Consider the following 12,926-nt stretch of genomic DNA (forward strand, 5'->3'; position numbering starts at 1 on the left):
CCCGCGACGCCTGGCACGCACTCTCGCCGCGCCGGGCGAAGCCCCAAGTACATCCAGTACGAGGGACTCCGCCCGGCGCGCCGAGAGCACGCACCAGACGCCGCGGGGCCCGCCCTTCGGGCGGACGACGGGACTTTGCGGACACGACCTAGACCTTCGGCTGGGCGCTGTCCGCCAGCGTCCCGCACAGCGCCGTGGCGCCCGCGGAGGCGTACGGGTCGGAGCCGGCCGGGCCGCCTGCCCGGGCGGCCTGGCCGGCGAGCAGCGGGTGCAGCCGGGCGGCGGTGTCCTCGGCGCAGGACAGCGGCCCGGCCTGGAGCTGGGAGCCGACCACATGGGTCTGGTGCAGCCGCAGATCGTCCCGGTCGAAGCGGAAGTGCAGCTCGCGGCGGACGGTGAACAGCGACGCCTCGGCGGCCCGGTCGGCCCCGGCCGGCCGCAGCGCGTACACGAAGGTGTGGTCCGCGGTGACCTCCAGGGTGGACGCGTCGGTCTCCTCCGCGTGCATGCTGCCCCGGACTCGGATCCTGGGGTCGGCGAGTTCGGTGGCGGCCGGGTCGAAGCGGACCAGCCAGCCGGTCGCGGAGTGCTGCCCGTCGGCCGTGGGCTGGTCGAAGCTGCGGTCGAACTGGTCGAGCTGGTCCGGGTCGAGGAGCACCCGCACGGCGCGGACCTGCCCGCCGGAGAGCACCTCGGGGTGAAGCGAGGAGCGGACGACGTAGTCCTTGGCGGTGCTGAGGGCGGCGAGCACCTGGCCGTCGGAGAAGTGCTCGGTGCGCCGGGCGGCGGGCAGCGGGATGCCCTCGGCGCCGATGCGGAACTGGGCGGCCGGACTCTCGGCGTACAGCCGTTCGAGGTCGCGGGTGCCGGGGACGTGCCCTCGCGGGGCGAGCGGGATGACGGTCATCCGCAGCGGTTCCGCGGTGGGCTGCCCGGTGACGGTCCCGCCCTGGGTGGGGTGGCGCACGCCCATGTAGACCGCGGTGCCGAAGGCGACGGCGATCAGCAGGACGAGGATCAGGGCCTGCCGGGACAGGCCGCGGCGCACGGAGGTGCGGCGGCGGACGGCGGGCGCGTGGTCGGCCAGGCGCTCGCGCGCGGAGTACTCCTGGAGGCGGGCAGCGCGGACGAACGACTCGTCGAACACGACGGATCGGTACTCGTCTTCCGCACCGTTGGGGAACCCGTCGGGCGTCCCCTCGGGTGGGTCTCCAGGCCCGCCCATATCTTCAGGGTAGGTCTCGCGGCGGCCCGGTAAACGCACCGTCACGGACAACTTCTGACCGCCGCTCACCAGGCCGAAAGCCATCTGTGCGCGGCTTGTCCCGGACCCTCCCGGCGGGTGGCCGGGGCACCTGTCAGGGGGTGCGCGGGAGCGCCGGGACCGCCGGCCCGAGGTGGTCCGCGGAGGCCGACGGGCTCCCCGCGCCGCCCTGCTCCAGACCGGTCGACGCGGGTGGCGGCACCTGGTCCTGGCGGCTCGAGGCGGCGCCCCGGTAGACGGCGGCGAAGGCCAGGGCGATCATCCCGACGCCCATCACCACGGCGAGCACCCAGGCGACGGGGCGGTGCCAGCGGCCGTGCCTGCCGTAGCCCCAGGGCGGCGGGCCGTCGAGGATGTCGGGCTCGTCCAGGATGTCGTGGTCCGGACCGTGGCCGAAAGCGCCCGGCCCGTCACCGCCGTATCCGTCGTCGTAGCGCTCGCCGCGGGCGTGCGTGCGGCGGGCCTCGGTCTCGGAGGCCTCGGCTCTGGCCTGCGCCGCGGCCAGGAGGCGCTCCACGGCGGTCGGCTCGTGCACCACGGCCGCGCGTACGAAGGCCTCGTCGAAGACCACGGAGGCGAACTCTTCGTCCGACACCCCGCGGTCGTGGTCGTCGTCGGGCTCCCAGCCGTCACGGAACGGCGAACCCCCCACGTCCTCCGGCACGGATCCAGAGTAGACCTGGGGGGTCAATTTGGGCAGACGGTGGGGAAATTCCCTCGCACGCTCAAAAGAGCGCACGCGGGTGTGCGCCTCAGCGCCGCACGTGCCCGTCGCCGGTGACGATGTACTTGGTGCTGGTCAGCTCGGGCAGCCCCATCGGGCCGCGGGCGTGCAGCTTCTGCGTGGAGATGCCGATCTCGGCGCCGAAGCCGAACTGGCCGCCGTCGGTGAACCGGGTGGAGGCGTTCACGGCGACGGTGGTGGAGTCGACCAACTGGGTGAACCGGCGGGCGGCCTGCTGCGAGGTGGTGACGATGGCCTCGGTGTGGCCGGAGGTCCACAGCCGGATGTGCTCCACGGCCCGGTCGAGCGATTCGACGACCGCCGCGGCGATGTCGTACGACAGGTACTCGGTCTCCCAGTCCTCCGGCGTGGCCTCCACGACCGTCGCCCGGGAGTCCTTGGCGTACGCCATCACGCGCTCGTCGGCGTGCACGGTCACCCCGGCGTCGGCGAGGGCGTCCAGGGCGCGCGGCAGGAACTCCGCGGCGATGTCCTGGTGGACCAGCAGGGTCTCGGCGGCGTTGCAGACGCCGACCCGCTGGGCCTTGGAGTTGATCAGGATCTCGACGGCCATGTCGAGGTCGGCCTGCGCGTCGACGTAGACGTGGCAGTTGCCGGTGCCGGTCTCGATCACCGGGACGGTGGACTCCTGGACGACCGTGTTGATCAGCGAGGCGCCGCCGCGCGGGATGAGCACGTCGACCAGGCCGCGGGCGCGCATCAGCTCGCGCACGCTGTCGCGGCTCTCGCCGGGCACGAGCTGGACGGCGTCGGCGGGCAGTCCCGCGCCGCCCACGGCGTCGCGCAGCACGCGGACCAGCGCGGTGTTCGACTGGTACGCCGAGGAGGAGCCCCGCAGCAGGACCGCGTTGCCCGACTTCAGGCAGAGGGCGGCGGCGTCGACCGTCACGTTGGGCCGGCCCTCGTAGATGATCCCGACGACGCCGAGCGGCACCCGGACCTGGCGCACGTCGATGCCGTTGGGCAGGGTGCCGCCGCGGACCACCTCGCCGACCGGGTCGGGCAGGGCGGCCACGTCGCGCACGTCCGAGGCGATGGCGCGGACCCGCTCCGGGGTGAGGGTGAGCCGGTCGATCATGCCCTCGCTGGTGCCGTTCTCGCGCGCCTTGGCCACGTCCTTGGCGTTGGCCTCGACGATCTCGCTCGCGCGGACCTCCAGCGCGTCCGCGATGGCGAGCAGCGCGTCGTCCTTCACGGACCGCGGCAGCGGCGCGAGGTCGGCGGCGGCGGCCTTGGCGCGGTAGGCGGCCTGGGTGACCGGGGACATCGAGTCGTACGGCGAGAGCGTGGTCATGAAGGAAGGGTAGTGCGCCGGACGGGTCGGTCCGGCGTCCGTTCCACACCCCGAGACGGCCCCGAGCCGCCCTGAGACGTGCTCCGGGGCCCGGCCGAACCGGCTCAGAACGGATGGACTCCGACCGGGCTCGCCGGGGGCGGTCCGTAGCCCTCGGCGAGCCGCTGGTGGTAGGTGGCCCGGTCGATGACCTCCAGGCCGACGATCTCCCAGGGCGGCAGCCCGGCGGTCTGCCGGTGCTCGCCCCACAGGCGCAGCGCCACGGCCGCCGCGTCGTGCAGGTCGCGGGCCTCTTCCCAGTAGCGGATCTCGGCGTGGTCGCTGGCGTATCTGCTGGTCAGCAGGAACGGGTGGTCGTGGGCGAGCTGCTCCAGGGCGCGCCGCAGCTCCGGCAGCGGGGCGGCCTCGCCGGAGACGCTGAGGGTGACGTGCCAGAGCCGGGGCAGGTCCGCGGGCTCCTCGCCCTCGAAGCGGTCCCCGGCCGCCACGCTGGTCAGCGGAGCCCGGTCCGCACCGGCCGCGCGGGAGCCGGCACCACCGCGGGACGGCGTCGCCCCAGGGCGTAGTCGTCGCACGACGGCCTCCTTCGCGCCTGCGGAACTGTGCCTTCGAGTGCCTTCGAGAGAAAGTTGAGCAGCCCGCGGGTGATCGTGTGGCACTTTTGCGGAACGTCCACCACCCGAGGCGGACGATTCACCGCAATCCGGGTGCCCGCACGGATGTCTTCACGTGTCTTCACGGACGCTCTTACGGGTGCAGGAGCACCAGGTCGTCCCTGTGTACGACCTCGCGTTCGTACCCCGGGCCCAGTTCGCGGGCCAGCTCCCGGGTCGACCGGCCGATCAGCCGGGGGATCTCCTTGGCGTCGAAGTTGACGAGCCCGCGCGCCACCGCCCGCCCGGCGCCGTCGCGCAGCTCGACCGGGTCGCCCGCGCTGAACTCGCCCTCCACGGCGGCGATCCCGGCGGGCAGCAGCGACGTACGGCGCTCCACGACGGCCCGCACCGCCCCGTCGTCCAGGGTCAGCGCGCCCTGTGGGGTGGAGGCGTGCTGGAGCCACAGCAGCCGGTCGGCGGAGCGCTTGCCGGTGGGGTGGAAGTACGTGCCGGTGTCCTGGCCGGTGAGGGCGTCGGCCGCGTGGACCGCGCTGGTCAGCACCACCGGGATGCCCGCGGCGGCGGCGATCCGGGCGGCCTCCACCTTGGTGACCATGCCGCCCGTGCCGACCCCGGCCTTGCCGGCGCTGCCGATCTCGACGTCCGCGAGGTCCTTCGGCCCGCGCACCTGAGCGATCCGCGAGGTGCCCGGCTTGCCGGGGTCGCCGTCGTAGACGCCGTCCACGTCGGAGAGCAGGACGAGGAGGTCGGCGTGGACGAGGTGGGCGACGAGGGCGGCGAGCCGGTCGTTGTCACCGAAGCGGATCTCGTCGGTGGCGACCGTGTCGTTCTCGTTGACGATCGGGAACGCACCCATCGCGAGCAGCTTGTCGAGGGTGCGCGAGGCGTTGCGGTGGTGGGCGCGGCGGCTCATGTCGTCCGAGGTCAGCAGCACCTGGCCGACGCGGACGCCGTAGCGGGCGAAGGAGGCCGTGTAGCGGGCCACCAGGAGGCCCTGGCCGACGCTGGCGGCGGCCTGCTGGCGGGCCAGGTCCCTGGGGCGGCGGCGCAGGCCGAGTGGGGCGAGACCGGCGGCGATGGCACCCGAGGAGACCAGCACGATCTCCTTCTCTCCCCCGCTGCGCACCTTCGCCAGCACGTCGACCAGCGCGTCGACGCGGTCGGCGTCGAGTCCGCCCGAGGCCGTGGTCAGCGACGAGGAACCCACCTTGACGACGATCCTGCGGGCCTCGCGCACGGCCTGCCTTGCCCCTGCCACGTTGCTGCCTGTCCCCTCGCCTGGATCCACTCGCGTCGTTCGACTCCCCCACCAGGCAATCTACGGGAAGGCAGGGGTGGCGCGCGCCTCGGTTCCACGCTGCGGACGGGGCGCGCGGGCTCAGCCGGTCCTCACGGAGATGTTTCAGACCAGGTGCACTCCGGGCCGTCCCGCCTCCACCCGCAGCCGGGCCAGCGTGCTCGGCGTCGCCTTCGGCTGCCGCACGGTGTCGACGATCCGCACCCGGGCGTCGATGCCGTCACGGCGGATGTCGAAGAGGTGGTAGCCGCGGTGGGCGTCGAGCAGCTTCCAGTGCGGGTTGTCGGGCCGCCGCGGGTCCCACTCCCGCCGGAAGGCGGCCTGGTCCTGGTCGCCGTTGCTGGAGATGGAGGTGCCGACGAACTCGGCGCCCACGACCGCCGAGTCCGGGTCCGCGAAGTCCTCCTTGAGGTCGCTGACCATCGTCAGGTGGCGGTCGCCGGTGAGCACGACCGGGTTGCGCACGCTCCGGAACTCCTTCAGGAACTGGTTGCGCTCCGCCTGGTAGCCGTCCCAGGCGTCGTAGAACCACTGCTTGCCCGCGCCGACGAGCAGATCGGTCTCGGCCAGCATGATCTGGGAGGCGATCAGGTTCCAGCGGGCGGGTGAGCCGTGCAGGGAGTCCAGCAGCCAGCGCTTCTGGTCCGCGCCGAGCATGGTGCGCGAGGGGTCCAGGGCACCGGCCTGGCTGGTGGCCTGGTCGCTGCGGTACTGCCGGGTGTCGAGGACGTTCAGCCGGGCGAGCCGGCCGAACTCCAGGCGGCGGTGCATCCGGATGCGGGCGCCCGTGGGGACGGCGCTCGCGCGGACCGGCATGTGCTCGTAGTACGCCTGATAGGCGGCGGCCAGGCGGGCCGTGAAGGCCTCCTGGGTCTGCTTGTCGGGGTCCTGCGGGATCCCGCCTGCGAAGTCGTTGTCGACCTCGTGGTCGTCGAAGGTCACGACGAAGGGGGCGCCCGCGTGCATGGCCGCGAGGTCCGGGTCGGTGCGGTACTGGGCGTACCGGTTGCGGTACTGGGTGAGCGTGTACGGCTCCCCGGCGCCCTCGTGGCGGCGCGGGGCCGTGGCCGAGGGCACGGACTCGTAGATGTAGTCGCCGACGAAGAGCACCACGTCGGGGTCCTGGGCGAGCATGTCGGCGTACGGGGTGAACCAGCCGTGCTGCCAGTTCTGGCAGGAGGCCAGCGCGAGCCGTACGGTGCCGCCGGCGCTGTGCCGGTGCGGCGCGGTACGGGTGCGGCCGGCCGGCGAGAGCTGCCCGCCCGCCCGGAAGCGGTACCAGTACGACCGGCCCGGGCGCAGCCCGCGGACATCGACGTGCACGCTGTGGCCGTACGCGGGCCGGGCCTGGGCGACGCCCCGGCGTACGGTCCCGCGGAACCGCTCGTCCTCGGCGACCTCCCACTCCACGGGCACCACCCGGTCGGGCATACCGCCGCCGTTCAGCGGGTCCGGGGCGAGCCGCGTCCACAGCACCACACCGTCGGGCAGCGGATCGCCGGAGGCGACCCCGAGGCTGAACACACCGTCGGGCAGCGGGGTCTCGGCGGACCGCGCGGCGGCCGGCAGCCACAGCTGGGCCGAGGCGGCGCCGAGCACGGCGGCGCCCGCGGTCAGAAAGCGGCGCCGGTCGGGTGCCGCGGCGTCGCGTCCGGTCACTCCGGTCATGCGGGAACTCCCTTGCCAGAACATCCTGTTGGACACTCCGGAAGCTCTCCGCCGGGCCGGTCCGCCGACTGAACACGGGGGTGCGCGTGCATGACAAGTGGGGGGACAACATAAAACCCGCCGTGGCGAAGGTGATTCCCTCACCGCGGCGGGCCTGAGGGTCCGTCCGCCGAGGACGGACGACCGGGGGCGTCTCCTAGAAGGGCTCGAAGTCGTCGAACTCCCGTTGCACGTCGTCCCGTTCGGCCTGCCGGTCGCGCCGCCGCTGCGCCGCGGGCCGCTGCTCCTCCAGGCGGTGGTCCTCACCGCGCCGGCCCAGCATCTCGGCACCGGCCATGACCGACGGCTCCCAGTCGAAGACGACCGCGTTCTCCTCGGGGCCGATGGCCACACCGTCGCCCGAGCGGGCGCCCGCCTTCATCAGCTCCTCCTCGACACCGAGGCGGTTGAGCCGGTCGGCGAGATAGCCGACGGCCTCGTCGTTGTTGAAGTCGGTCTGCCGCACCCAGCGCTCCGGCTTCTCGCCGCGCACCCGGAACAGCGGCTCGCCGCCGACCTCCTCGCGGGTGACGGTGAAGCCCGCGTCGTCCACCGCCTTCGGGCGGATGACGATCCGGGTCGCCTCCTCCTTCGGCTTGGCGGCGCGCGCCCGGCCGACCAGGTCGGCGAGGGCGAACGACAGCTCCCTCAGCCCGATGTGCGCCACCGCCGACACCTCGAAGACGCGGTAGCCGCGCGCCTCCAGGTCCGGCCGCACCATCTCGGCGAGATCCTTGCCGTCCGGCACGTCGATCTTGTTGAGCACGACGATCCGCGGCCGGTTGTCGAGACCGCCGTACTGCCGCAGCTCCTCCTCGATGATGTCGAGGTCGGAGACCGGGTCGCGGTCCGACTCCAGGGTCGCGGTGTCCAGCACGTGCACCAGCACGCTGCACCGCTCCACGTGCCGCAGGAACTCCAGGCCGAGGCCCTTGCCCTGGCTGGCGCCGGGGATGAGCCCCGGCACGTCGGCGATGGTGTAGACGGTCGAGCCCGCGGTGACGACACCCAGGTTCGGCACCAGGGTGGTGAACGGATAGTCCGCGATCTTCGGCTTGGCCGCGGAGAGCACGGAGATCAGCGAGGACTTGCCCGCGCTGGGATAGCCGACCAGCGCCACGTCGGCGACGGTCTTCAGCTCCAGCACGATGTCCCGCAGGTCACCGGGCTCGCCCAGCAGCGCGAAGCCGGGCGCCTTGCGGCGGGCGGAGGCGAGGGCCGCGTTGCCGAGGCCGCCCCGGCCGCCCTGCGCGGCGACGTAGGAGGTGCCGTGGCCGACCAGATCGGCGAGCACGTTGCCCGCTGTGTCCAGCACGACGGTGCCGTCCGGCACCGGCAGGATCAAGTCCTGCCCGTCCTTGCCGGAGCGGTTGCCGCCCTCGCCGGGCTTGCCGTTGGTCGCCTTGCGGTGCGGGGAGTGGTGGTACTCGAGCAGCGTGGTCACGGACTGGTCGACGGTGAGGATGACATCCCCGCCGCGCCCTCCGTTGCCGCCGTCCGGGCCGCCGAGCGGCTTGAACTTCTCCCGGTGGACGGAGGCACAGCCGTGGCCTCCGTTACCCGCGGCGACGTGCAGTTCGACGCGGTCCACGAAGGTGGTCATGGTTCAGTGCCTCCAGAAAAGTACGTTTGTCGTGCTGTTACGCGTGTGTCTTCATGCCAACACGCGAAAGGCGGACCCGCTTCCCGCCCGGGAAGTGAGGTCCGCCTCGCGAAGCGTTCGGTGCTGAATCAGACGATTCAGGCGACCGGAACGATGTTCACGACCTTGCGGCCACGGTGGGTGCCGAACTGCACCGAACCGGCCTGCAGCGCGAACAGCGTGTCGTCGCCGCCGCGGCCGACACCGGCGCCCGGGTGGAAGTGGGTGCCGCGCTGGCGAACCAGGATCTCACCCGCGTTGACGACCTGACCGCCGAAGCGCTTCACGCCGAGCCGCTGGGCATTCGAGTCGCGACCGTTCCGAGTGGACGATGCGCCCTTCTTGTGTGCCATGTCTCCTCAGTCCCTTACTTCGCAGCCGTGGGGATCTCAGTGACCTTGATCGCCGTGTACTGCTGGCGGTGGCCCTGACGACGGCGGTAGCCGGTCTTGTTCTTGTAGCGCAGAATGTCGATCTTCTGCCCCTTGTGGTGGTCCACGACCTCGGCCTGGACCTTGATGCCGGCCAGCACCCACGGGTCGCTGGTCACAGCGTCGCCGTCGACAACGAGCAGGGTCGAGAGCTCGACCGTGTCGCCAACCTTGGCGGTGGAAATCTTGTCAACCTCAACGATGTCGCCGACAGCAACCTTGTGCTGGCGACCACCGCTGCGCACGATGGCGTACACGCGGATCTCTCTTTCGCTCGGAGAACGGCACCCCCGCAGGCCAGCCGCCCGGCGCACCTGCGCGCGAACGGCCTCTCCCGGTCACTGCACTGCCCGTGCCCGGAAGGAAGAGGTTTACGGGGATGTGGCGTGATCGATGGACACGCCGACGGTCAAGGTTACGGGGCCGTGGCCGAGAGGGTCAAACCGGGCCCCGGTGGTGTGCGGCCGGTCACGTGTCCTGCACGTGACCGGCCGCACACCCTCAGGGCGTCAGCCCTCGTCGGTGGAGGCCGAGACGGACGGCGCCGCCTGCTGCTCGGCCGCCGCCGTCTTCTTCGTGGCCTTCTTGGCGGTCGACTTCGTCGCCGCCTTCTTGGCCGTCGTCTTCTTGGCGGCGGTCTTCTTGGCCGTCGTCGTCTTCGCCGCGGCCGTCTTCTTGGCCACGGCCGACTTGGTGGCGGCCTTCTTCGCCGTCGCCTTCTTGGCCGTCTTGCGGGCCGTCTTCTTCGCCGGAGCGGCCTCCGGAGCGGCCTCGGTCACCTCGGCGGGCTCGGCGCCCGCCACGGCCTCCGCGGCGGCCTCCCTGGCCTGAGTCAGCGCCTGCTCGGCCTCCTCCGCGGCCTGCTCGGCGACCGACGCCTCGGCAGGTGCCGCCGGGACGACCACGACGGCCGCCTCCACGGGCGCGGTCGGCGCGGTGGCCTTGCGCACCGCACGGCGGCGCGGACGGGCCGGCGCGGCGGACTCGGCGGGTGCTTCGGCGGCGGGCTCGGCGGGCACCGCGACCGCAGGTCCGGCCGGCGCGGGCTCCGGAGCGGACTCCGGGACGGTCACCACGGCCGCCTCCTCCGCGGCGGGCGAACCGGCCGGCGCGGACACCCTGCGGGTGGCCCGACGGCGCGTACGGCCCTTGGGCGCGGCCTCCTCGGCCGCGGGAGCCTCAGCGACGGCCGGCGCCTCGGCGGCGGGCGCCGCCTCGACGACCGGGTCCTCGACGGCCACCGGCTCGGCGTGCGCCTCGGCGGCCGACTCCGGCTGCACCGGGCGCGCGGACTCCTCCTCGGCAGTCACGTCCTGGGCCGTGGGCACGGCGGCGGCCTCCGCCTTCGGCGCGCCCGCCGGAGCGGACGCCCGGCGGCTCGCCCGGCGGCGGCCCCGGCGCGACGCCGCGGCCTCGGCCTCGGCCTCGGCGACGCTGCTGTACAGCTCCTCGTCCGGTGCGAAGTCCGGCGCGGGCAGCGCGACCGGCTCGGCGGTCTCCGCCGCGACCTCGGCCACCGTCTCGGACTCTGCCTCGGCCTCCTGCTCCGCCGTCTCGACGGGCTCGGCGACCTCGTGCTCGTGCGGCTGCTCGGCACCGCCGGCGCGGGCGCGCTTCTTGCGCTTGCCACCGCCACCACCGGCGGCGGTCGGCTGCTCCATGTGGACGATGACACCGCGGCCGTTGCAGTGGACGCAGGTCTCGGAGAACGACTCCAGCAGGCCCTGGCCGACCCGCTTGCGGGTCATCTGGACCAGGCCCAGCGAGGTCACCTCGGCGACCTGGTGCTTCGTACGGTCCCGGCCCAGGCACTCCAGCAGGCGGCGCAGCACCAGGTCCCGGTTGGACTCCAGCACCATGTCGATGAAGTCGATCACGATGATGCCGCCGAGGTCGCGCAGCCGCAGCTGGCGCACGATCTCCTCGGCCGCCTCCAGGTTGTTCCTGGTGACCGTCTCCTCCAGGTTGCCGCCCTGGCCGGTGAACTTGCCGGTGTTGACGTCGATGACGACCATCGCCTCGGTCCGGTCGATCACCAGCGAGCCGCCGCTGGGCAGCCAGACCTTGCGGTCCAGCGCCTTGGCGAGCTGCTCGTCGATCCGGTACGTGGCGAAGACGTCGACCTCGCTGGTCCACCTCTGGAGCCGCCCGGCGAGGTCCGGCGCCACGTGCGAGACGTACCCGTGGATGGTGGACCACGCGTCGTCACCGCTGACGATGACCTTGGAGAAGTCCTCGTTGAAGATGTCGCGCACGACCCGGACGGTCATGTCCGGCTCGCCGTAGAGCAGCGTCGGCGCGTTGCCGCTCTTCGCCTTCTTCTGGATGTCCTCCCACTGCTGCTGAAGCCGTTCGACGTCCCGGCGCAGCTCGTCCTCGCTCGCGCCCTCGGCTGCGGTGCGCACGATGACGCCCGCGTCCTCGGGGACGATCTTCTTGAGGATGGTCTTCAGCCGGGCCCGCTCGGTGTCGGGCAGCTTGCGGCTGATGCCGGTCATCGAGCCCTCGGGCACGTACACGAGGTAGCGGCCCGGCAGGGAGACCTGGCTGGTGAGGCGCGCGCCCTTGTGGCCGATCGGGTCCTTGGTGACCTGCACGAGGACCGGCTGGCCGGACTTCAGGGCGGACTCGATGCGGCGCGGCCCGTTGGCCATGCCCAGCGCCTCGAAGTTGACCTCACCGGCGTACAGCACGGCGTTGCGGCCCTTGCCGATGTCGATGAAGGCGGCCTCCATCGACGGCAGCACGTTCTGCACCTTGCCGAGGTAGACGTTGCCGACGTACGAGGTCGCCTGCTCCTTGTTGACGTAGTGCTCGACGAGCACGCCGTCCTCCAGGACGCCGATCTGCGTACGGTCGCCGTGCTGGCGCACGACCATCACGCGCTCGACGGCCTCCCGGCGGGCCAGGAACTCGGCCTCGGTGATGATCGGGACGCGGCGGCGGCCCTGCTCGCGGCCCTCGCGACGGCGCTGCTTCTTCGCCTCCAGACGGGTCGAGCCCTTGATGGACTGCACCTCGTCGGACGGCTCGCGCTCGGCGGCCTTGCGCGGCTCACGCACCTTGACGACCGTGCGCTCCGGGTCGCCCTCGCCGGGCTCGGTGTCCACGGTGACGTCCCCGGCACGGCGGCGACGGCGACGGCGACGACGGCTGCCCACGGTGGAGCCGCCGGCCTCCTCGTGGCCGGACTCGGCGGACTCGTCCTCCGTGTCCTCGGCGTCCTCCTCCACCTGCTCGGCGGTGTCCTCGGCGTCCTGCGCGGCCTGCGCGGCGGCGACCTCCTCGGGCTCGCCCTCGCCGTACTCACCGGCCTCGCCGTCGGCGGACTCGCCCCGGCGACGACGCCGGCCACCGCGACGGCGGCGGCGACGCGAGCCGCTCTCCTCGGCCTCCTCGCCCTCGACGGAGTCCTCGGCACCCTCGTCCTCGGTCTCGTCCTCCTCGGCGGGGGCCTCGACGGGCTGCGTCTCGGTCTCCTCGGCCGCGGCACCCCGGCGGCGGCGACGGCGGCGCGGGCCGGACTGCTCGGCGGTGAACTCCTCCACCCCGATGATCTCGCCGGTCTCGGGCGTCTCGTCGGCCCCCTCCGCCGCGCCGGCGGCGGCCTCGGCGGCGGCCCGCTCCGGCGTCTGGAACCTCGGCTCGGTGAACACCGGCGGCTGGAACACGGCCACGGCGGGACGCGCCGGGCGCTGCGGCGGCTCGGAGGCGGCGGGCTGCGCGGGCGCGGTGAACCCGGTGGCGGCCTTGCGCACGACGCGACGGCGACGGCGCGGGGCGCCGGTGTCCTCGGGCTGCTCGGCGGCGGGGGCCTCGGCGCGGGGCGCCTGGGCCTGGGACCCCTTGGCGGCCTTCGGCTCGACGGCGGGCGCGGCCTCGACGGCCGTCTCCTCGGCGGCCTTCTGCTCGGCGGCCTTCTGCTCGGC

10 protein-coding genes are annotated in these 12,926 nt (G+C 73.2%); all 10 read right to left on the reverse strand.

Features of this window, described 5'->3' with window-relative positions:
- Positions 1-148: 148 nt before the first annotated feature.
- Positions 149-1,225, reverse strand: coding sequence for an SCO2583 family membrane protein (locus tag CCN42_RS33050; RefSeq protein ID WP_086741094.1), 1,077 nt, complete (start codon positions 1,223-1,225; stop codon positions 149-151).
- A 133-nt stretch (positions 1,226-1,358) separates the two neighbouring features.
- Positions 1,359-1,928, reverse strand: coding sequence for an SCO2584 family spore wall biosynthesis protein (locus tag CCN42_RS33055; protein ID WP_455568136.1), 570 nt, complete (start codon positions 1,926-1,928; stop codon positions 1,359-1,361).
- A gap of 88 nt (positions 1,929-2,016) precedes the next feature.
- Complete coding sequence (locus CCN42_RS33060; protein ID WP_086741098.1) at positions 2,017-3,303, reverse strand: glutamate-5-semialdehyde dehydrogenase; 1,287 nt, start codon at positions 3,301-3,303, stop codon at positions 2,017-2,019.
- Positions 3,304-3,407: 104 nt separating this feature from the next.
- Complete coding sequence (locus CCN42_RS33065) at positions 3,408-3,878, reverse strand: hypothetical protein (RefSeq protein ID WP_086168796.1); 471 nt, start codon at positions 3,876-3,878, stop codon at positions 3,408-3,410.
- A gap of 172 nt (positions 3,879-4,050) precedes the next feature.
- A complete protein-coding gene (proB, locus tag CCN42_RS33070) occupies positions 4,051-5,157 on the reverse strand; it encodes a glutamate 5-kinase (RefSeq protein WP_086173234.1) in 1,107 nt (368 codons plus the stop codon).
- 165 nt (positions 5,158-5,322) lie between these two features.
- Positions 5,323-6,885: an alkaline phosphatase D family protein gene (locus CCN42_RS33075; RefSeq protein WP_086741100.1), complete on the reverse strand. Its 1,563-nt coding sequence runs from the start codon at positions 6,883-6,885 to the stop codon at positions 5,323-5,325.
- A gap of 196 nt (positions 6,886-7,081) precedes the next feature.
- Positions 7,082-8,527 (reverse strand): GTPase ObgE, encoded by a 1,446-nt coding sequence (gene obgE, locus CCN42_RS33080; RefSeq protein ID WP_086741101.1) that lies wholly within the window; start codon positions 8,525-8,527, stop codon positions 7,082-7,084.
- Positions 8,528-8,664: 137 nt separating this feature from the next.
- Entirely contained in the window at positions 8,665-8,919 is a 255-nt protein-coding gene (gene rpmA / locus CCN42_RS33085; RefSeq protein WP_010041940.1) for a 50S ribosomal protein L27, read from the reverse strand.
- 14 nt (positions 8,920-8,933) lie between these two features.
- Positions 8,934-9,254: a 50S ribosomal protein L21 gene (gene rplU, locus CCN42_RS33090; protein ID WP_003990208.1), complete on the reverse strand. Its 321-nt coding sequence runs from the start codon at positions 9,252-9,254 to the stop codon at positions 8,934-8,936.
- Positions 9,255-9,506: 252 nt separating this feature from the next.
- Positions 9,507-12,926 (reverse strand): Rne/Rng family ribonuclease (locus CCN42_RS33095; RefSeq protein WP_245877580.1); only part of this gene is annotated, 3,420 nt, incomplete at its 5' end.

Source organism: Streptomyces glaucescens (assembly GCF_002154375.1).
GTDB lineage: Bacteria > Actinomycetota > Actinomycetes > Streptomycetales > Streptomycetaceae > Streptomyces > Streptomyces glaucescens.

Excerpts from the sequence above, each read along its gene's own strand:
- CCN42_RS33050 (WP_086741094.1), bottom strand. The coding sequence starts at position 1,225 with ATGGGCGGGCCTGGAGACCCACCCGAGGGGACGCCCGACGGGTTCCCC.
- CCN42_RS33060 (WP_086741098.1), bottom strand. The coding sequence starts at position 3,303 with ATGACCACGCTCTCGCCGTACGACTCGATGTCCCCGGTCACCCAGGCC.
- CCN42_RS33075 (WP_086741100.1), bottom strand. The coding sequence starts at position 6,885 with ATGACCGGAGTGACCGGACGCGACGCCGCGGCACCCGACCGGCGCCGC.
- obgE (WP_086741101.1), bottom strand. The coding sequence starts at position 8,527 with ATGACCACCTTCGTGGACCGCGTCGAACTGCACGTCGCCGCGGGTAAC.
- rpmA (WP_010041940.1), bottom strand. The coding sequence starts at position 8,919 with ATGGCACACAAGAAGGGCGCATCGTCCACTCGGAACGGTCGCGACTCG.